Origin of the sequence: Acidithiobacillus sp. AC3, assembly GCF_050261095.1 — a bacterium.
GTDB classification, from domain to species: domain Bacteria; phylum Pseudomonadota; class Gammaproteobacteria; order Acidithiobacillales; family Acidithiobacillaceae; genus Igneacidithiobacillus; species Igneacidithiobacillus copahuensis.
The window spans coordinates 1985034-2005505 of record NZ_CP189838.1 but is presented as its reverse complement, the minus strand read 5'-3'; the positions used below and the strand labels follow the sequence as shown (position 1 = coordinate 2005505).

Sequence of the window (20472 nt, the reverse complement as noted above, 5' to 3'; positions counted from 1 at the left end):
TGAATGCAGGAGACCTCTATGAAATATTCCACACAGTTTACCAAGCTGATGCTGCTGGGAGGAGCGGTAGCGCTTTCCGGTTGCGGCTTGTATGAAGTTACGCCTTGTCCAGCCGGACCAGCCCCTGTCGCGCCAGTAGCGTCTGTTATGCCACCTCCGCCGCCGCCACCGGCACCGATCGCTCCTGTGGAACGCACTGTGCTGGAAAGTAAACCGATTACCATCACCGGCATCAATTTCCAGACCAACTCAGCAAAATTGATGTCCCGGGACATCCGTACCCTGGATGAGGTGGCGGATTTTTCGAAGAAGCATCCTGAGGCGGTGCTTCATGTGAACGGATACTGCAGCAAGACCGGCAGTTATGCCTACAATTACAAGTTATCGAAGGCCCGCGCCGCAAGTGTGGCCGCCTATTTGGCGAAACATGGGGTGTCGCCCAGCAAAATGTCGGTAACCGGCCACTCCTACGAAGACCCCATCGCGTCCAACGCAACGCCAGCGGGGCGCTTTGCGAACCAGCGAGTGGAGATCAATTCCAGCATCATGGTGAAAACCACCGTCAAGTAGCTACACCACTGTGGACCGGGCCCTGCATCTCTGCATGTCGGGCTCTTTTTTTTGCCCGTTCTGCTAATTGTCCAGGCGAGGCATCGGTTCTAAAGCCGCAAAGCTTTGCGCACGGAAACGCCTTCCTGTCTGTATTGGTTGCACTATCCCTCTTCCGCTATCCACCGGTAGTAACACCCACCCCCATTCCCCTTTGGCGCTCGGAAAATCCTGGGGTGAAATTCTTCGATAGATGCTTCAATCAGGAAAGACGTCACAATAGTGTCATGAAAAGTTCATAAAACTGTCACATTGCTGCGCTATGATGCAGGTCCCAAGAAAATATTTGTGGACCGCCGACCATGCGCAATCGCCATCTTCTATGTTCCGCCCTAGCAGGCTGCGGAAAAACCCCGCAATAAAATCTGCGAGGTCCCTGTTTTTCTCGAAAATGGCTGTCTGAAGGCATCTCTGTACGGGTTTTTTGCGATTTTCCTAGCCATTTTTGTCGATTTCCCGAATTCTGGGCGCAGTGCTCCCATCACACCACCCCCAGTCGCGCCATTCGGATCAGATTGTAGGCGGTGGACACCAGGGTGAAGTGCAGACCTACACGATCCAGGCCACGGAATCGGGTTTTGCGCATCCCGCCCACGGTCTTCATCCAACCGAAGATCGATTCAATCCGCTTGCGCACGCGGATACTGACGGCATAGCCGACGTGCCGTGTGGTGCGCCCATCTATGGCGGACCCTTTGCATTTGCGCGCCACATGGGGCGTGACATTGCGGTCACGCAGATCCTGCACAAATTCGTGCCGGTCGTAGCCCTTGTCGGCTCCCAAGGTAATGCGATCAGCGCCGCCCAGTTCATCAATGAGCTGGACTGCAGCATCCACCTCTGCCGTGCCGTCTGCCGTGGTAACCTGCTCTCCAGCAATCAACCCATGCCGGTTATCCATCAGCACATGCCCCAGGTAGGCCAGCCGTGAGGCATCTCCCGACGCCTTCTTGTAGAGGCGGGAATCGGGGTCGGTGATCGACTCATGGGTGTCATTGCTCCGCTTCTGCCCACGGAAATCAGAGCCATCGCCCTGCCGATCCTCGGGGTCTTTGGGCTGGAAGGATTTCTGCGAAGCCCAGGCTTCCAGCAACGTACCGTCGACAGAGAAGTGCTCCTCGGAGAGTAGCCCCTGATTCCGTGCCTGCTCCACGACCCTCTGGAAAAAACGTTGCACCGTTCCATTGTCCAGTAAGCGATCCCGGTTCTTGGTGAACACGGTAGGCACCCAAATCGGGGCATCCATTCCCAGGCCCACAAACCAGCGGAACAAGAGATTGTAATCGAGCTGTTCCATCAGCTGGCGTTCCGAGCGAACACTGTAAAAGACCTGCAAAAGCAAAGCGCGGAGCAGGTGCTCTGGAGGAATCGAGGGACGGCCAAGGTCCGAGTAAATCTGGTTGAAGTGTCCGTCAAGTTCAACCAAGGATCGGTCCACAATCACCCGGATGGCACGCAGGGGATGGTCTGCCGGCACACGCTCCTCCGGGGACAGATAACTGAACATCGCACCTGTCTCCGCCTTGGCTCCACGCATGATCGAATCCCTCCTTGCCTATTCCGGCAATTATACCACGGACTTTTTCAGCAAGCTGCTAGCCCTGCTACCGCTGTATGGTCACGCCGATACCCTGGCGCAGATCATCCGGAATGGTTCGGTGAGTGGGGACATTCGCTCCTATTACTTCAGCAAACTGTACGGTGCGCCGACAAAGGCAAACGAGGATGCCTACAGTCTGGGCGGTATTCTCAATGCCCGGACCGGGAGTCTCGACGGTTTCAGCGCTGGGGCGAGTTTTTTTACCGCCAATAGCCTGGGGACCCACGGCAGCGACGGCAAAAACGTGGATACCACCCTGATGGGTATTGCGCCATCCATCAATGCCTTGGGGCAGGCCTATTTGCAGTATCAGATGCCCAAGCGTCTGCTCATCCGGGTCGGCAATCAGGTCATCAATACCCCGTGGATGGGACCGCGAGACTCCCGCATGCTGCCCCAGACCTTCCAGGGTGTTTTTGCCGAGCTACAGCCTTTGCCGGGCTTGAAGATCGAGGGCATGCGCATCTTCCGCTGGAAGAGCCGGACCTCCGATAATTACTATCGCGATAATCTCTACTACCCGACAAATTACGACGAAGACCCTCTGTACGGGGTAAAAAAAGTAGGTCTCAAAGCGGATACGCCGGCCAGCAACGGTACGTTGGCGTTCGGTGCCCAATATTCTGTCATGGGCGCCAAATTGGCGGCCTGGTATTACAACTTCTATCAGTTCGCCAACCTGTTCTACGGCAGCGCTCAATACGGTCTGAAGATGGGCGGTGTTACTCCCTACCTCGCAGGACAGTTTTTGCGGGAGTGGGAAAGTAGCGGGATTCTGCAAAATTACCACGCGAAGCTCTTTGATCAAGAAGGGACGGTGAACACCACTCTCTGGGGCCTGAAGGCGGGCGTGAAGATTTCTCATGCCAATCTTTTCTTTGCCTACAACCAGCTCAACCCGCACGCCGACAGTTTCGGCGGGGGTGCCATCGTTTCCCCCTACGGCAATTATACCGCCATGTATGCCTCCTTCATGACGAACAATCTTCTGGCCTTTGGTCCCGGGCATGCCTGGCGCCTGGGTGCAGCCCTCGACGCGTGGCAAAAACAGATCCGTTTCCTGGCCGGCTTTGCCCATTTCAATACCAATTACGAGCGCAAAACCGATGGTGTGTATCTGGATTTGACCTATTTCCCCATACAGGTCAAGGGCCTGAGCATCCGCGACCGGGTGGCCATCGACAATGGTCTGGCAGCCTACGACGGACATTCTTACATCTATAACCGCCTGATGCTGCAGTATGCCTTCTGACGCGCCGGCGGGGCTGCAGATCGAGGGCTTGCAAGTCGAATTGGGTGGGCGGCCCGTACTCGCAGACGTCCATTTGCAGCAGGCGGCGGGGAGCTACGCCTGTCTGCTGGGGGAGTCCGGGTCGGGCAAAAGTACTTTGCTGGCGGTCATTGCGGGTCTGTTGCGTCCGCAACGCGGAACGGTTTCAGTCCATGGTCAGCAGGTGAACGGGGATAGCATCTTCATCGCTCCAGAGCGACGGCAGATTGGCATGGTGTTTCAGGATGCTGCCCTCTGGCCGCACCTAACCGTGCTCGAGAATGTACTCTACCCGCTGCGCGCGCGCCGGCAATCGGTAGATAAAACCCGCGCCATGACCCTGCTGGAGCGCATGGCCATACCTGTTGCCGCCGCTCGCCGGCGACCCCACGAGCTTTCGGGGGGGCAACAGCAGCGTATCGCCATTGCCCGGGCCATCATCGCCAAGCCCCGCATCGTGTTGTTGGACGAGCCGCTCTCGGCGCTGGATCACGGCGTGCGCGAGAATTTGCGCGAATTTCTCCACGAGCTCTTTGCCGAGGAAGGCATCACGGCCCTGCACGTCACCCATGATCCGAGCGAGGCCTTTTATCTGGGACACCGGGTCGGCGTTTTGCATGCCGGCCATCTGGAACAGTGGGACAGTCCGGAGAGCTTATACCAGCAGCCGGCGAGCCTGGTGGTGGCGCGCCTGGGTGGTTCGGTGCGCGCCCTGCATGTGCCGGTTTTGCAGCATGCGGGAACGCAGGCCCTGATCCAGTGGGAAGACCGCCGCTGGCCGGTACCGGCATCTGCGGGGCTGAATGGCGCGACGCGCGCCACCCTGCTGTTGCGGCCAAACGATCTGGAAATCGATGCAGCACCTAGCGATGCCCCCGAGGCAACGGTGCGCCATTCGCACTGGCACGAAGGCCGTTATCTGCTGACGTTGCAGGCCGCCGATGGTCAGGAGTTTCTCGCCCAGTCCCGCCGGGGGGATCTGGGGCCGCGCCGGTGGCATCTGCGCCCCGATCACGGTTGGTGTATTCCCGTGCAGTCTTCCGCAAACGACCGATAGGAGTGCTTCGATGAAACGTCTAGTGATTGCCCTGCTGGGTCTGGGTCTGGCCAGTGCCGCCCATGCCGCTACCCTCACCCTCTACAGTGCCGCCCCGGCTACCCTGGCCAAATCCCTTGCCGCCGCCTTCGAAAAGAAGACTGGGGATCATGTCGAGGTCTGGACCTCTAGCACCGGCAAGGTCATGGCGCGTCTGGCCGCCGAAGCCAATCATCCCCATGCCGATGTCGTGATGGTCGCCGGCTGGTCGGCAGGACTGGATCTGGCGAAGCAGGGAATGGTCTACCCCTACCACCCAGCGGCCATTGAGAAGACCCTGGTCAAGCCTGCACAGGTGTCCGCACCTTTCCTGCCCTATGGCCTGGATACGGTGTCGATGGTCTTCAACACCAAGGCCCTGCCTGCAGGTGCCAAGCTGCCCGATAGCTGGTTTGCCCTGACCCAGCCCGAGTGGAAAGACCGGATTACGGCACCGAATCCGTTGCTCTCCGGCACTGCTTCGAGCTGGTTGGTGGCGTTTGTGGATCGGTATGGCAACAAGGCCTGGCAGTTTTTGCAGGATCTGAAGGCCAACGGCACGGTCTGGCCGGGTACCAATCATGCGGCGTTATTGCCAGTACTCTCGGGCGAGCGCAGCGGTATGCTGGAGTGTGTGGGGCATGCCGCCGTCGCCGCCAAGGCGCAAGGCAATTCGGTCTCTCTGGTCTATCCCAAAGAAGGCACGATCGTCATCCCTCGGCCGATCATGATTCTCAAATCTGCCCCGGATAAGAAGTTGGCAGAGCAGTTTGTCGACTTTGCGATGTCTCCGGCGGGGCAAAATCTGGTCGCCAAGAACAACCTCTATCCTGCCCTGCAAGGCGTTCCCGCCAAGCCCATCATGGCCAAGATGGGCAGTTTCAAGGTGACCCCCGTCGACTGGGCGAAACTGGCGGCGACGCAGCCTGCCGTGTTGGCGCGCTTCAAGAAGGACATTCTGGATCAGTGAGCCGCCTCTTCAACCATCTGTTGGTCTATGTCATCCTGGGGGTGCTGGTCTTAGCCCCCCTGGGGGCCATCATCTACGAGGCGCTACAGCCGAGTGGTGGTCAGACGCACGGGATCGCCCTGCTGCAACTCGGGGTCGACCAGCAGTTTCTGAAGTCCTTGTCCGGAACTCTGGGGATGGCCGCTCTGGCCGTCCTCTTTTCCCTGCCTATGGGGCTGGGTCTGGCCCTGCTCTTGTATTTCGTGCCACCGCGTCTCAGCCCCCTCTGGGAGGCGCTGATCCTGATTCCGTTCCTCATTCCTCCGTATCTGACCGCCGAGGCCTGGAGCCTCTTGACCGGACCCGTAGGAATGATCGAGCAGCTGACTGCCTGGCAAGCGTTGGGCACAACGCTCGAAGAGTTTTTGTTCTCGCTGGCCGGCATGGGCATGGTGATGGCCCTGCATCTCACTCCCTTGGTCTATATCCTGCTGCGAGCCGCCCTCGAGAATGGTAATCCGCGCTTGCTACAGGCAGCGCGGGTACATGGATCCTCGGCCCTGGGTGCCTTTCGTTTGGGCATTCTGCCGCTACTGCTGCCCGCGCTGGCCGCAGCAGGACTGTTGGTCTTTCTCGATACCTCAGCAGAGTTTGGCGTGCCGGCCCTGCTGGCCGGCTATGCCGGAGTGCAGGTGCTCAGCACCAGCATCGAGGCGGCCACCAACGTCTGGCCGGTGGATCTACCCAAGGCCTCGGCCATTGGCCTGATCCTCTGTGCCCTGGGGGTATTGGTCTGGTTTCTCTACCGGCCACTGGTGCGGAACAACGAGGGACGCATCCAGCGCCGTGCGCCAGCGCGCCGGGTATGGTGGAGTATCTTGCCGATTTCGATCTTTGCGCTGATCGGGGTGATTCTGCCGCTGGCTGCAGTGCTTGCAGTTTCCCTGGAAAAGGCCTTGAGCGTGGGACTACAGGCGGGCAATTTCACCTGGCACCATTATCACCATGTGCTCTCCCACAGCTCTTCTGGCCTCTCGGCCCTGGAGACCAGCCTCAGACTTTCCGCCCTGGTCGCGGTGTTTGGCATGGCATCGGCGCTGCTGGCCGCTAATCTGGTCCGCAAGGGTGGGCGCATCGCTGCCTTCGTCGATCTGCTGGCCACGCTGCCCATGGCCATCCCTGGCGTGGTGCTGGCGGTGGGCATGATCCTGTTCTGGAATGCCCCCTGGAACCAGCTTCCGGTCTTTGGACATCCAATCATCCTGGCCGTGGCCTACGCCACGGGAACTTTTCCCTTTGCCATTCGTTATGCCCGCACCGGTCTTGCGCAAATTCCCCCGCGCCTGGAGCAGGCGGGCAGGGTCCACGGTGGCTCACCCTTGCACTCGGTCTTGCGGATTCAGATACCCTTGCTTTGGCCCATGCTGGTAGGTGGGGCGACGGTGGTATTCGCCCTGTCCATGCGGGAGCTGGTGGCCTCACTCATGCTGCAGCCGGCGGGCGTGCAGGTGATCTCTACCTACATCTACGGAAATTTTCGGCAGGGAACCATTGGCAATGGTATGGCTCTGTCGGTCATCGGTATTTTCAGTTCGGCGCTCATTCTCGGTCTGGCCCGAGGAGCGCTACTTCGTCGCTAAAACCATCAGGAGAAGCATCATGCCCTGCCGCCGCCCGGTACTTTCTTTTTTCGCCTTGACGCTACTGACTGCTCTACCCTTGGCAGCCCAGGCCGTCCCGGCGGAAATCATCCTCGTGCGCCATGGCGAGAAGATCAATCCCTTTCAGCTATCGAAAATTGGCGAAGAGCGGGCGCATGCCCTGGCGCAGGTCTATCTGGGCAAGAACGCCAGTCACAGTATCCTGCCCAAGGGCGAGGAGCCGGCAGCCCTGATGACGGTCACCCTCCATACCATCGAAACCATGACCCCCACGGCGTTGAGCTGGAGGATGCCGGAGACGGCCTACACGGCGGTACCGGAATACTTCCAGACGGAGAAGCAGAAAAAGGCGCAAGAAACCCAGCGCACCCAGGAAGCTGCCTACACTCTTCTCCATGACCCCAAGTATGATGGTAAGGTAGTGATCGTCATGTGGGAGCACGCCCGTATTGCCAGCCAAAAACTGGAGGAGCATTTCCCCGATCAACAAGTCACTTTTCGTCAGCTTTTGCATCTGGCCAAGCTCCCCGGCGTGCCAAAAACCTGGCCCAAGCACACCTTCGATTATTTCTGGATCGTGAAGTATCAGGGCAACAATCCTGATCCGGTATCGTTTCAGATGATCAAGCAGACCTATACCGGAAAATATGCCAATCTACCGCAAAACGACTGGGGAAAGCCGGAGTAATTGCTCTGATATGCAGAGATTTGCTTTGGCCTCTGTTGATGCCATATCCCACCTGTCCGCGTACTTACCGCTGCGAGGTCAGGAGGGATTTGGCTTCAGGGTGCCGCGTCAGAAGGGATTCCATTTTCGCTGCCTAATAAATGCATCATAAAAATGGCCCCGTATTACCGGGGCCGAATTTTCTACTGATAAAAGAGCTGGAATCCGCGTTTAGAAGTTTGCGGTCAAGCTGACGTAAAAGGTCCGAGGTTCGCCAGGTAAACCGATCAAATCTCCCTTGGTGTTGGGGCCATAGGTGCCACCGCTACTGATGTATTCGTAGCTGTTGTAACGATTGCCCGCTACGTTGAGCAGATCAACATCCACCGCAATATTTCGGAAGTATTGCAGGTGCATCGGGATCTTGCTGTGTAGCGCCAGGTTCAGCAAGGTGTAGGCCGGAAGTTTGGCAGTTGGCGATGGCGATTTGGTGATGCTGTCGTAAAGCGCCTGCGGTCCGGTGTATTGGACCCAGATACGTGGCTCAAGTAGAAAACCATAGACAAAACTCTTGGCATAGGCGCCGATATTGAAGGTGCTGTCCGGGACATTGGCCACCGGTAGTCCAGAGTAGTTTTCCTTGCCGTTGTAATAGTTGCTGAAATGCGCCTGCTGCAGGGAGAGGTTCCCGAAGAGGTGCAGCCAATAGATGGGGTTATCAACGGCATAGAGATTGACGCCCTGATAGTCTGAGGTACCGAAGGCGTTGATGACCGTGCCGTCGGCCTCGGTGATCGGTAGGTACTGATCAGAAAAGCGGGTAAAATACCAGTTGGCGCTGAATAGGAAATGATGCAGGAAGCCGTCATGCTGCACATGCACCTTGAAGCCCGCCTGATAATTCTGCCCTTTTTCGAGGCTGATGGAGTTGCCGGGAAGTTTCTGGAACGGACCACCACCACCGCCGAAGGCCGGGATCTGGTTCGCTTCGGAATAGCTGGCGAAGAGCGCCAGATGCTGAATGGGGCGCCAACTGATGTTCACCGATGGCTCCACCGCGTTCAGGCTGCGGGAGTCTGCCGGGAGCTTAGATTCATTCCCCTTGGGATAGAGAACAGTGGATTCCGGGAAGGTTTCCGTGGTGTAGGGGGTGTAATTGAGTTGCCACTGTTCCACCCGCACCCCCGGAGTGATATCGAAGGTATGGGCAATATGGATTTTATCCTGGAAGAATGCCGACAGATTGGTCACATCCAAAAAGTCACTGCGATATTTGTCGTTGGGCACGAAGCGGTTGGCATTATAGGGAGGGTAACTGCTGAAGAACGCATTTTTGGAGTTGTCCCGCGCCTTGATGAAGTAGCCACCAAAGGCCAACTTGTTATAGGGCAGGCGGGTATCGAACCACAGTTTGTCGCCATAGGTTTCGCTGTGCGGGTCATTGTACTCGTTGGTATTGGGCGCGCCCACGGCAAATGAGGCATAGCGATTGTGCAGACGATGTCCATAGCGATACCAGATATCATTATGGAGCCAGGTCTTGGTACCGATATCCACATTCAATTTGTTATAGAACATCCAGGTACTGTTGGAATCGATTTTGTACGGGGCGGCATTGTAGAAGCCGGAAGTCTGTTCGCTGTAGAGCGGCCCCGGAATCGGCTTGCCGGTTTTGTAATCGTAGCCATTGATAGTCGTGCCCGAGGCTGGGCTCAGCGGGATGTCATAGGGCTTGTATGCTGAGCCCGAAGCAAGATAGGCGCCAAAGCTATCGTCACCGGTATGGAAGGTCTTCCTGATCTTGAGGAACCAGGCATAACTGTGGCTGGGTAGGACCACGCCGGAGGGGCTGTACAGGGTCGTTCCGGCGGGTACTCCGAGGAAGCTGTTGCCGCTGCTCACGCCGCCTGCCAAAATCGCCGAAAAGCCATCCACATTGCCGGTACGCAGATCAAAGTGGATGTTTTTGAAGTCATAACTGCCATAGCGTATACCGACACTGGCACCCGGTTTGGCGGTAGGCTGCAAGGGGACGAAATCGATACTGCCGCCAATATTGTTGTACCAGCGGTTTTCCGGATTGCCTGGCCCGTAGGTGACATGGATCCCCTGAATCAGGGAGGATTGGTTCACCTGCGGTGACTGCCAAAGTCCAGTAGCCGGGTTGTTCATGGGAATGCCGTCGAATTCGACGGCAATGCTGTGCGCGGCTTCGGAACCTTTGGGGTTGCCCCAGCCTTGCTTGATGCCATCGATACTGATCTGGGCCTTGGCGGCACCGGTCCCGTAGCTGGCCAGCACGTTCACGCCGGGGGCGTAACTAAGCATCTGCGCGCCCCCAGCGGCGGGCCCTGCAGCCTCGATTTCGGCGCGCCCCAGCACTTTGCTGGAGATTCCCGAGCGAAAGATCTTTTTCTGTGAGGGCAACAGGGGGGTATGCCCAGCGTAGGCCGATTGCGTCACTGCGTTGCTGGAGACCTCTCCCACATTGACCGCCTGGTGTTTGTGGTGCTTGTGATGCTTTTTATGGTGATGGGCAGTATTGTCCTGGGCGCTGGCAACAGCGCTATAGGACAGGGCGGCGGCTAAGGCAATGGCAAGAACGTGCCAACGTGGTGTACAGGCGGACATCGAGGTACTCCTTTCGTAGCGGTTGCGTGAAAATTTTTATGAAGGCTCAAAAGGTACCAGAGGAGTGTTACAGTATTGTGAACAATTCATGACAAAATCATGATATTTTGGATTTTCTTTTTATGGATGCATAAATGCATTCAGAAGATGAGCGAGGTTTGTCGCTGCGACCGACAACCTGAGCCAGCATCGCCGCAGTCTGGACGCTGCTGCTGCGACTGGTTACCCTTGCACAAAGCAGCCAAGATGAGGAAGGCCATACCAGCATGCGCAAGGGCATCATTCTGGCGGGGGGATCCGGTACCCGTCTCTATCCGTTGACTCAGGTACTGAGCAAGCAGCTCATGCCTATCTACGACAAACCGCTCATCTATTATCCCTTGTCGACCCTCATGCTGGCGGGCATCCGCGAGTTTTTGGTGATTTCTACCCCTGCCGATTTGCCGCACTTTCAGCGGCTTTTGGGTGACGGTTCGGCCTGGGGGCTCGATTTTCAGTATGCCGAGCAGCCACGGCCTGAGGGACTGGCGCAGGCCCTGCTGATTGCTGAAGACTTCCTGGCAGGAGCACCGGCCGCCCTGATTTTAGGGGATAACCTCTTTTATGGACACGACCTGAGCGAAGGCCTGCAAACGGTCAGTCAGCAAGAGTCCGGTGCTACGGTCTTTGCCTACCATGTCGCCAACCCGCGGGCCTATGGAGTGGTGGAGTTTGATGCCCAGGGGCGGGCGGTGTCGCTCGAGGAAAAGCCCGCCAAGCCGCGTTCCAGTTATGCCGTCACCGGTCTGTATTTTTATGACGCGCAGGCCAGCCAGATCGCGCGCACGATTCGACCCTCGGCGCGTGGCGAGCTGGAGATTACCGAGCTCAACGCTCGCTATCTGGAGGCGGGGCAGTTGCGGGTGGAGATTCTCGGGCGGGGCACTGCCTGGTTGGATACCGGCACGCATCAGGACCTGCTCAATGCCGGCGAATTCGTGCGTACCCTGGAAGAGCGCCAAGGGCTGAAAATTGCCTGCCCAGAGGAGATCGCCTGGCGCATGGGGTATATCGACGCGGAGCAGGTCTTGCGCCTGGCAGAGCCCTTGCGCAAAAGCGGCTATGGTGAATATCTGTTGCGTTGTCTGGAACAGGAGGAACGCTGATGGAAGTTCAGCGTCTCGCAATCCCGGAGGTCTGTCTGCTCACGCCGCGGGTGTTTGGTGACCAACGCGGCTTCTTTCTGGAGAGCTGGAACCGCAAGACCTTTGCTGATCTCGGTCTGGATCTCGACTTCGTGCAGGACAATCACTCCCGCTCCGCCCGCGGCGTATTACGCGGTTTGCATTATCAGATCGAGCAGGCGCAGGGCAAACTCGTGCGGGTGGTGGAGGGCGAGGTTTTTGACGTGGCTGTGGACCTGCGCAAGCGTTCTGTCACTTTTGGACAGTGGGTGGGGGCGCGCTTGTCTGCCACCAATCAGCAGATGCTCTGGATACCTCCAGGCTTTGCCCATGGTTTTTACGTGCTGAGTGAGTTTGCCCAGTTTCTGTACAAGGCCACCGATTATTATTTGCCCAGTGCGGAGCGTTGCCTGCTGTGGAACGATCCGACCCTGAACATCTCTTGGCCCATTCCCGCTGGCGAAACGCCTCTGCTAGCGGCCAAGGATGCAGCGGGCCTGCCCCTCGCCCAGTGCGAAGTTTTTGCCTGAGGGTATGTAGATGCGCCAGATCTGTATTTTGGGGGCTGGAGGGCAGTTGGGGCGGGAGTTGCTTCGCCGTTGTCCTGCGGATGTGACGGTGCAGGCTATTGATCGTTCGCTGCTCGACCTCGCCCGACCTGCGGAAATCTCCGCGCTACTGCAGCGCTTGCAGCCGCAGACCATCATCAATGCCGCTGCCTACACGGCGGTGGATCGCGCGGAATCTGAGGCGGAGCTGGCTTACAGCGTGAATGCCGAGGCGCCTGCACGCATGGCCCAGTGGGCGCAGGCAGCGGGGGCACGCCTGCTGCATGTCTCTACGGATTTTGTCTTCGATGGTCGGCAGGGCAGGCCCTATATGCCCAATGATCCCGTGGCCCCCCTGGGCGTCTATGGCGCCAGCAAGGCGGCGGGTGAGGAGAAGATCCGCGACATTCTCGGCGCAGACGCCCTGATTCTGCGTACCGCGTGGGTCTATAGCGAGTTTAGCAACAACTTCGTCAAGACCATGCTGCGCCTGATGGCTGAGCGGGAGACGCTCTCTGTGGTTGGCGATCAGATCGGCACCCCAACTTGGGCCGGGGGCTTGGCGGACGCGCTTTGGCGCGCCACCGAGCTACCGGAGTTCACTGGCACGCAGCACTGGACCGATGCCGGCGTGGCATCCTGGTACGATTTTGCGGTGGCGATCCAGGAGGAGGGCCGGCAACAGGGCTTGCTGACGCGAGAGATTCCTATACAGATGATTCCGACCACGGCCTATCCCACTCCGGCTAAACGACCCAGTTGTGTGGTGCTGGACAAGGCCGGCAGCTATAGCATTTTGGGGGCGGCACCGCATTGGCGGGTACAGTTGCGACGAATGATCCGGGTTTGGCAAGAAGGAAAGATCGATGGCTGAAAAGTTGATGCCGGCAGAGATGCGGCTCTTGGTGACGGGGGGGGCGGGTTTTATCGGCGCCAATTTTTGCCATTATTGGCGGCAGCGCTTTCCGCAGGGCCACTTGGTGGTACTTGATGCCCTGACCTATGCCGGTAACCAGGCGAGCCTCGCCGGGTTGATGAATCAGGCAGGATTCCACTTTGCCGAAGGGGACATCAACGATACGCCGCTGGTGGAAAAGCTCTTGCACGAACACAAGCTCAACACCATCGTCCACTTTGCCGCCGAGAGTCACGTCGACCGTTCCATCCACGACCCGGATGCCTTCCTGCATACCAACATTCTCGGTACCCACAGCCTCCTGCGGGCGGCGCGCAAGGTGTGGCTGGACGCGCCAGGTGGAGTCATCCCGCATCGTTTTCATCACATCTCTACCGACGAAGTCTATGGCACCCTCGGGCCGCAGGACCCGCCCTTCCGCGAGGACACGCCCTACGCGCCCAATTCGCCCTATGCCGCCAGCAAGGCGGCCTCGGACCACCTAGTGCGGGCCTATCAGCACACCTATGGCCTGCGCACGACGACCAGTAATTGTTCCAACAATTACGGGCCGTATCACTTTCCGGAAAAACTCATCCCCCTAGTGATACTCAATATTCTCCATGGCCGCCCTCTGCCCATTTATGGTGACGGGCAGCAGGTCCGCGACTGGCTCTTCGTTGAAGATCATTGCCAAGGCATCGGCCTGATTCTGGAGCGCGGTGAGGAAGGGGAAAGCTACAACATTGGGGGGCATAATGAGTGGACCAACCTCGATATCGTGCGCTTGATTTGCGAACTTCTGGATACGGCCTTTGCTGCCGACAGCTCCCTCGCTCAGCGCTTTCCCCATGCCGCACCGGCCCAGGGCAAAGCGGCGGAACGTCTGATCAGCTACGTCAAAGACCGCCCCGGTCACGACCGTCGCTATGCCATAGATGCCAGCAAAATCGGCAGAGAACTCGGCTACACGCCGCAACACAGTTTTGCCGAGGGTATTCGCAAGACGGTGGATTGGTACCTGCAGCATTCCGACTGGTGGCAGCCCCTGCTGGGGGACGCCTATGCCCAGTGGGTACAAAAACAATACGCTGGCTGAGCTCCTTCGCGTTTCACGGTTCTATTGCAGATGATGACTCGCTGGCGCTGCGCTCGCCTTCACGCTCTTTGCGTTGCAGAGCCACCAAGGCCATTACCTGATCACCGGGTTTGGGCAGGATCGCTTCGTCGGGCACTCCGGCAACAAAAGGCAGCAAGCGCTCCCCGCGCAGCAAAAATAGCGGCAGGAACCCCGCCTCGGCAAATTGCCGGCGATAGGCCTCCCAAGCGAATTGTTCGGAGAGTTTGGTAACTTTCACCGTCCACCCGTTTTCCAGACGCTGCAATAACTCCTCTGCCGTGGCTGTGGGAGCAAAGAGATATTGCTGGCGGTGACGACGCGCCATGCGCCAGCGAGCACTGTTCCGCTTCTGGCTACCATCCGGAAGGCTGAAGACCCCGTGGGCACCAAATTCTGGGGTATAGCGCAGACTGGCCACCAGATTCCGTGCCCGATCGGTAGAGAGGGCGAGCAGATAACCGACGCCTACCAGATCGAGCTCGCGGTCGGCAGCTTCCGAGACCGGTGAGCCATAAAAGGTGGGGACTCCCTGCATGCGTGCATTGCGGATCTGTGCAAAGTCATCATCTACCAAGAGGGGACGAAATTTCCATTGGCGAAGCTGCTCTGCTATGGCCATGGCCAGTGGGTTGGCGCCGATGATCAGGACGCCGCGTGGTTCCGTTTCGGCTACGCGCAGCAGGCGTGCCAGTGGGCGGCTGCTGAAACTTGCACTCAACACCGTGATGATGATGACCGCGAAAGTGAGAGGAACGAAGAGTTGGGCATCGGGATAGTGCTGCGTCTGTAGTTGCTCGGCGTAGACCGGGGCGCCCGCCGCAGCGACAATGCCGCGTGGGGCGATCCAGGCGGTCAGCGCCCGCTCGCGCCAGGAGAGAGTTTCGCGACGATCATAGGCCAGGAGTATCTTGAAGGGCTGGGCGAGAAGTTGAATGACCAAGTACAGAGCAAATCCCCAGAGCAGAACCTCGGCCAATGCGGCCAATTCCAGACGCGCGGCGAGCAACAGAAATAATAGGGAAATCAGAAGGATGGACAGACTCTCTTTGAAATTGAGAATATGTTCGCGCGGCACATTGCGCATATTCGCAAGCCAGATACCCATGATGGTCACTGCCAGCAGTCCAGATTCATGCACCAGGGAATTGGCGATGGCAAAGACGATGAATACCGTGCCCAGGGCGACAATGCCGTGCAGATAGTCGGGAATGGCCCGGTTGCGCAGCAGTCTTCCCAAGCCATAGCCAGCGCCGCAGCCGAGTCCGAAGCCCAGAGCGACGGTGCTGAAAAAGAGCTCGACTGCAGTCCACAGGCCACTATTCCCCTGATGGGCGATGACCCCCGAAAATACCAAGACGGCCAGCACCGCGCCGATTGGATCGATGAGAATACTTTCCCACATCAGCACATTGCGAATCTTGTCGTTGGGTCGTGCGGCACGTAACACTGGGCCGATAACGGTAGGGCCGGATACCACGATCACGGCGCCAAAGAGAATCGACATTGACCAGGGAAAACCGGTGATCCAACGCGTCGCAACCGCAAGGATCAACCAGCTACTGATGGCCCCAAGACCCACCATGCGCCGTACGACGCGGCCGAGTTTGCCGAGCTCCCGAAATTCCAGACTCAAAGAGCCCTCGAAGAGAATGACGGCGACAGCGAGGGAAATGCCGGGAAAGAGCAAAGGCCCAAAAAGCTCGTCGGGCTTTAATAGCCCGAAGACTGGACCGATGAGGATGCCGATGAGAAGTAGCAATAAAATTGCTGGAAGGCGCAGGCGCCAGGCCAACCATTGACTCGCGGCGGCAAGGATTACCAGGGCCGCCAGAAGCAACATCACGTCCATCGCGCTCTCCGCCAACTAGGGAAGAGCCAGCATAAGGCCTCATGCATCGGGGTCAAGTGACCCAGATGCATAGCGAGTTGATCTACAATGCCAGATTACTGAGCCGGTTTGTCCGTATCGAGGGCAAAGTGTCCACTGAATTCCGCTCGGTCGATCACATGTCCCAGGGGATGGAATTCGACGGCCTGTGGATCGTCGGCCGGGGGCGGCGCGATATCGCCAGGATCACGTTGCTTGCGGAGTTCTTCTTTGACCGCCTCCCAACTGGCTCCTTCCGCTAGTCCCAGATTGGGCAAATCACAAGCCAGAAGATGGAAATCATAGTGCTGCAACTTATGGCCAGGGTCGCCTACCGGTGGGTGATAGCCGGTGGACCCGAAGTCATTTTTTCCGACCTTGGCCCCCTCCGGAATCGGTCCACCCTCGGGAATACCCGCAGCACTCACCGGGATGTCGTAGACCAGCCAGTGGATCCGCTCTCCGGCTGTTGCGCCGCGATGTTCCATCAGCAGGATAAGGCTCTTGGCCGTGGCGGGAACATGGAGCCAGCTGATGGGCGGGATCTTCCCTTCTCCGGGTTGGGCAAAGCGTTGTGGAATCCAGTCTTCAGGATCAATACCGGTGCTGAATACTTTCATTTCTGCAGTCATCGTCGCCTCCTCTTCTCTTGCCTTTTCAGTCTAGGCAATGACAGCGCGTTTTGCCTCAGAGGCCAGTGGCACGGCGGATAAGGGGAAAATACCAGCGATAGGGAAGACAGCGCAGCACGTGAAAGCGGCGGGTAAAGGCGGGAGGGAATTCGATGGCGAAGCGCTGACTTTGCATACCTTTCAGTAGGGTTTGGGCTGCCTCTTCTGGTTGCAGTAGATGGGGCATGGCAAAATCATTCTGCGCGGTCAGCGGAGTGGCGACGAAGCCAGGATGCGCCACCTGCACGCCAAAGCCACGGGGTTCGAGATCCAGGCGCAGAACCTCGGCCAGATGAGTGAGTGCTGCCTTGCTCGGGCCATAATAGAGCGACTGTGGCAGCCCGCGCAGGGCAGCAATGCTGGAGACCAGAACGATTTTTCCGGGACCGCGCGCTTCCCAACCGGGTAACGCCGCCGCCAGGGTACGCAGGGCACCGCGATAATTGACGTCGAGGATGCTTTCTGCCTGCTGCAGATCGAGTTCCCAGCTGCGCGCTGGTGCATAGGCCCCGGCCAGATAGAGCAGCAAATCAAGCCCCTGCCAGTGACGTAGGATCTGCGCGTGTGCCTCCTCAAGACTCGCGGCTTCCCGAACATCCGCGGGGAGCAACAATGCGTTTTCTCCGTTCGGCAAGACCTGCTGAAGTTTGTCGGCGCTGCGCGCAGTGATTGCCACCCGTGCCCCGGCCGCGTGCAGGGCCTGGGCGGTGGCAGCGCCGATGCCGCTGCTGGCACCAATCAACCAGCAGCGTTTGCCGTGCCAGTAGCCTTTGTTCATCGGTACTCTCCCGGCTGTGGGTAGGTCCTCGCCAGTTCCGCCATGGATGCCGGCAGACGGTGAATTTCGATGATTGCCTCTCCGACAAAGATCCCCCAGAAGCGCATTCGACTATGATTGGTGACATGATCCGCATCCAGGCGATACATACGGTCATCGGTGCGCAGGTTGTAGAACTTCCCGCCCACGGGTTGGCGAACGGTGTAGCGCCAGTGCATGGCATAGCCCTCCGAGGCGCCCTCGGCGATGCCCACCAGGTCCCCAGCGGATCCCTTGGCAGTGGCGCGAAAATTTTTGCGGTCGGTGATCTGTAGATTCCAGATGCGTTCAGCGTGGCTGTTCGCGCCCTGGTCGTCAAGGAAAGTGAAACGCTCCTCCAGCGTCCCTGTTTCACCCTGCCATTCGCCAAACAGATGCATAAAGAAGCGGTTACGTACCCGGCCGCGGCGATCACAAAAGATGCCACTGGCCGCCAACGGACCGGAGAAAAACTGATCGAGGGGAAATTCGGGTACGCCTTTGGCGTACGCTCTCGTGCTGTCAACCGTCATGCTGGCGTCCTCCTGGCTTGTAGTGGATACGACGAAAACGGGCGGAGAGATGCAAAAAAAGGGAGCGCGAACGCTCCCCAATAGGCCACCAGAAGTCAATCTTTGCGAACAGGTATTCGCTGGGGGATTAGTTCCCCATGGGAATGTTCTTTTGGCACCAAGCCACTCAACGCGTAGGCAACGGCAATCAAGCCCAAGATTCCAGCACTCAAATTCCAGAAGGGAAGGCTAGCGGAGCCTTGGCTCGCGAAGAGTCCGGCGAGGAGCAGGAAAAATCCTGCCTTCATCCACGAAAAGTTGTGTACGTTCATCCCGTCCACCTCCTACGCGCTCAGCTTGGTGAGCTGATGTAGATCCATCACCGCTCGGGAGCCCGCCGACTGCCCCTGCGCGATGGAGTCATCGATGGTTTCCGGGCCCGTTGCGGCGCCACAAACATAAATGCCCTTGCGCGTGGTTCCTTGACTATTCGTGTACTGCTCCGCGCGGTCGATGAATCCATGCTTCTCCAGACCAATACCGAACACCTTGGCGATTTCCGGATTGAGGGCGTTGGGATCCATACCAATGGCGTGCACCACCATATCCATGGGGATGACAATGGGGCGCTTGACCAGGGTATCCTCGCCCTTCACCAGCAAACGGCCGTCGGGGGACTTGGTTACCTCGGCGATACGTGCCTTGACGAACTTGGTTTTGTACTCTTCCTGACTCTTCCAGTAGAACTTGTCTTCGTAGAGACCGAAGGTGCGGATGTCCATGTAGTAGATGAAAACATCGGTCGTTGGCGATAATTCTTTGATTTCCATCGCCAGGTTAGCAGAGACCGTACAACAGATCTTGGAACACCACTCGCGGCCGATCTGACGGTCACGGGATCCGACACAAAGCAGAATGGCAACACGTTCTGGTACACGACCATCAGAGGGACACCGAATCTGACCGATACCGACCATCTGCTCCATCTGTGTGGTGGTCAACACGTCCTCGTAGGTACCAAAGCCCCACTCGGGTTTGTTGATGGAATCGAAGTGAGTGAAGCCTGTGGCCAGAACGATGCTGCCAGCTTCGACCTTGTCACCGTTGCTTAGGGTGGCGATAAAGCTGCCCGCTTCGCCCTCCAATTGCGTCACTTTTGTCGATTTGCGGATGCTGACGTTACCGTCGCCGTCCACTCGGCTCACCATGCGCCCGATGGCGTCTTTCGCCCACTCGCCCGAGGGCACAAGTTTGGAGTAACCAGAGATTATCGGTGCGCCGCCCAGCACATCTTCTTTCTCGACGATGACTGCTTTCTTGCCCATTCCGGCGACGGTGGCAGCGGCCGATAGCCCTGCCGGACCCGCACCAACGATGAGAACTGTATCTTGAGATGCCATGACACTGCTCCTTTGCTGACCCTATGAGAGGAGCATAGTACTGGCATTTCTATCTGTCAACAGTTTGTACTAGACAAAATATGATCAAGATGATCGCGGCGGGTTCTGCCAGCTCTGCACCGCCTCAAGGAGCTCACGCAAGCGCCGAAAGCGTGGTTCGCCACCCTCTTCGTCGATCTCTTCCGCGCCACTGCCGCTCAACCAGAGCGTACTCTGCGCCGGCATCTCGCGACGCAGATGAGCAATGGCCTGTTGCGTAGTGGCAGAAACCGATGCCGCAGAAATCGCGATCAACAGCACCGGAACGGCACAGTGGCGTAGGCAGGCGAGCACCTCCTCCATATTCGGTTCACTGCCCAAAAACAGCACATCAGCGCCGCTGCTCAGCAAGAGGGTGCGGGTCATCTGCAGTTCGAGCGAGCGGTTTTCCCCGGGTAGGTCGGCGAGAACGATCTGCAGTGCCTTTGCATCCGGAGGGGGGAGCATAGCTATGGCTAGAGCCAAGGTCTCCAGGATCTGCTCCGTGGCGATCTGCAGGCTGAAGCCCGGCAGCGAGTCATCCAGTTCTGCACGACTCAGTCGTTGTTGCAGGGGGGCGGCGATCTGTGTAATGAACTGTCTCACCCCCTCGGCAGTCAGCTGCTGGCGCAGCAACCTTCGATGCGTGCGAAAATCCCGCAGGCGCAGAGACTCCCAGAGATCGTCCAGCAACGGAGACTCGCCCGGCGTGATATTGCTGGTGCTGCTGTCGGGAAGCTCTTCGAGTAGGCGATCGAGCTTTTCTTCGTCAGCACCGACCACGAAACCGGGACGATAGCCGGCAGCCAGCAGTTTGTTGATGTTCTGCAAACGTTCAATCTGCGATCGACTGTACAAGCGATTACCGCTGCCGTCGCGTTCGGGTACCGGAAACTCATAGCGGCGCTCCCACATCCGTAGCAATTCCTTGGAAATACCGGTTTCCTGTTCGACGACGCTGATCGGGTATAGGCTTTCTTCGCTTTGCATGGGATTTTCGTTCTCTATTTGTATAGGACG

At 58.1% G+C, this 20472-nt stretch carries 18 protein-coding genes; 10 read left to right on the top strand and 8 right to left on the bottom strand.

All coding sequences use genetic code 11. From position 1 onward, the window contains the following. Window positions 1-18: 18 nt before the first annotated feature. Window positions 19-570: an OmpA family protein gene (locus ACQAYK_RS10065; RefSeq protein ID WP_215873012.1), complete on the top strand. Its 552-nt coding sequence runs from the start codon at window positions 19-21 to the stop codon at window positions 568-570. Between the two features lie 520 nt (window positions 571-1090). On the opposite strand, the gene ACQAYK_RS10060 is transcribed toward ACQAYK_RS10065, so the two are convergent. Then, window positions 1091-2146: an IS5 family transposase gene (locus ACQAYK_RS10060; protein WP_483167549.1), complete on the bottom strand. Its 1056-nt coding sequence runs from the start codon at window positions 2144-2146 to the stop codon at window positions 1091-1093. Here ACQAYK_RS10060 and ACQAYK_RS10055 point away from each other — a divergent pair. Genes ACQAYK_RS10055 through ACQAYK_RS10035 form a run of 5 tightly spaced genes read left to right on the top strand, consistent with a single transcriptional unit; the run spans window position 2145 to window position 7852 of the window. After that, complete coding sequence (locus ACQAYK_RS10055) at window positions 2145-3461, top strand: OprD family outer membrane porin (RefSeq protein WP_483167548.1); 1317 nt, start codon at window positions 2145-2147, stop codon at window positions 3459-3461. The genes ACQAYK_RS10060 and ACQAYK_RS10055 overlap by 2 nt on opposite strands. Then, window positions 3451-4536, top strand: coding sequence for an ABC transporter ATP-binding protein (locus ACQAYK_RS10050; RefSeq protein ID WP_215873010.1), 1086 nt, complete (start codon window positions 3451-3453; stop codon window positions 4534-4536). The genes ACQAYK_RS10055 and ACQAYK_RS10050 overlap by 11 nt, the downstream gene beginning before the upstream one ends. 10 nt (window positions 4537-4546) lie before the next feature. Continuing rightward, window positions 4547-5524: an extracellular solute-binding protein gene (locus ACQAYK_RS10045; RefSeq protein WP_215873009.1), complete on the top strand. Its 978-nt coding sequence runs from the start codon at window positions 4547-4549 to the stop codon at window positions 5522-5524. After that, complete coding sequence (locus ACQAYK_RS10040) at window positions 5521-7143, top strand: ABC transporter permease (RefSeq protein ID WP_215873008.1); 1623 nt, start codon at window positions 5521-5523, stop codon at window positions 7141-7143. Before ACQAYK_RS10045 ends, ACQAYK_RS10040 begins: the two co-directional genes overlap by 4 nt. 19 nt (window positions 7144-7162) lie before the next feature. Continuing rightward, the gene (locus tag ACQAYK_RS10035; protein WP_215873007.1) at window positions 7163-7852 is read left to right on the top strand and encodes a hypothetical protein; all 690 of its coding nucleotides are present in this window, start codon (window positions 7163-7165) and stop codon (window positions 7850-7852) included. Window positions 7853-8062: 210 nt separating this feature from the next. On the opposite strand, the gene ACQAYK_RS10030 is transcribed toward ACQAYK_RS10035, so the two are convergent. After that, window positions 8063-10462 (bottom strand): TonB-dependent receptor, encoded by a 2400-nt coding sequence (locus ACQAYK_RS10030; RefSeq protein ID WP_215873006.1) that lies wholly within the window; start codon window positions 10460-10462, stop codon window positions 8063-8065. 266 nt (window positions 10463-10728) lie between these two features. On the opposite strand from ACQAYK_RS10030, the gene rfbA reads away from it, so the two are divergent. From rfbA to rfbB, 4 genes are read left to right on the top strand one after another with little or no spacing between them, the layout of a single operon-like run. After that, window positions 10729-11607, top strand: coding sequence for a glucose-1-phosphate thymidylyltransferase RfbA (rfbA, locus tag ACQAYK_RS10025; protein WP_215873005.1), 879 nt, complete (start codon window positions 10729-10731; stop codon window positions 11605-11607). Beyond that, window positions 11607-12155 carry a dTDP-4-dehydrorhamnose 3,5-epimerase gene (gene rfbC, locus ACQAYK_RS10020; protein ID WP_215873004.1) on the top strand — a complete coding sequence of 183 codons (549 nt, stop codon included), beginning with the start codon at window positions 11607-11609 and terminating at the stop codon, window positions 12153-12155. The genes rfbA and rfbC overlap by 1 nt, the downstream gene beginning before the upstream one ends. 10 nt (window positions 12156-12165) lie before the next feature. Further along, window positions 12166-13047, top strand: a complete 882-nt coding sequence (gene rfbD, locus ACQAYK_RS10015; RefSeq protein ID WP_215885534.1) for a dTDP-4-dehydrorhamnose reductase — start codon at window positions 12166-12168, stop codon at window positions 13045-13047. Continuing rightward, window positions 13040-14167, top strand: coding sequence for a dTDP-glucose 4,6-dehydratase (gene rfbB / locus ACQAYK_RS10010; RefSeq protein ID WP_226827483.1), 1128 nt, complete (start codon window positions 13040-13042; stop codon window positions 14165-14167). Before rfbD ends, rfbB begins: the two co-directional genes overlap by 8 nt. 13 nt (window positions 14168-14180) lie before the next feature. Here the strand turns inward: rfbB and ACQAYK_RS10005 are convergent, their stop codons facing one another. The 6 genes from ACQAYK_RS10005 to ACQAYK_RS09980 all read right to left on the bottom strand — a co-directional run bounded on the left by ACQAYK_RS10005 (window position 14181) and on the right by ACQAYK_RS09980 (window position 20442). Further along, entirely contained in the window at window positions 14181-16037 is a 1857-nt protein-coding gene (locus tag ACQAYK_RS10005; protein WP_215873002.1) for a cation:proton antiporter, read from the bottom strand. 95 nt (window positions 16038-16132) lie between these two features. Beyond that, window positions 16133-16687 carry a YbhB/YbcL family Raf kinase inhibitor-like protein gene (locus ACQAYK_RS10000; protein ID WP_215873001.1) on the bottom strand — a complete coding sequence of 185 codons (555 nt, stop codon included), beginning with the start codon at window positions 16685-16687 and terminating at the stop codon, window positions 16133-16135. Window positions 16688-16742: 55 nt separating this feature from the next. Then, on the bottom strand, window positions 16743-17504 hold the full coding sequence (locus ACQAYK_RS09995; protein ID WP_215873000.1) for an SDR family NAD(P)-dependent oxidoreductase: 762 nt from the start codon (window positions 17502-17504) through the stop codon (window positions 16743-16745). Further along, on the bottom strand, window positions 17501-18055 hold the full coding sequence (locus ACQAYK_RS09990; protein WP_215872999.1) for a DUF3833 family protein: 555 nt from the start codon (window positions 18053-18055) through the stop codon (window positions 17501-17503). Before ACQAYK_RS09990 ends, ACQAYK_RS09995 begins: the two co-directional genes overlap by 4 nt. Before the next feature lie 323 nt (window positions 18056-18378). Further along, window positions 18379-19434, bottom strand: a complete 1056-nt coding sequence (locus ACQAYK_RS09985) for a CoB--CoM heterodisulfide reductase iron-sulfur subunit A family protein (protein ID WP_215872997.1) — start codon at window positions 19432-19434, stop codon at window positions 18379-18381. A gap of 84 nt (window positions 19435-19518) precedes the next feature. After that, window positions 19519-20442 (bottom strand): MerR family transcriptional regulator, encoded by a 924-nt coding sequence (locus ACQAYK_RS09980; RefSeq protein WP_215872996.1) that lies wholly within the window; start codon window positions 20440-20442, stop codon window positions 19519-19521. Window positions 20443-20472 lie beyond the last annotated feature (30 nt).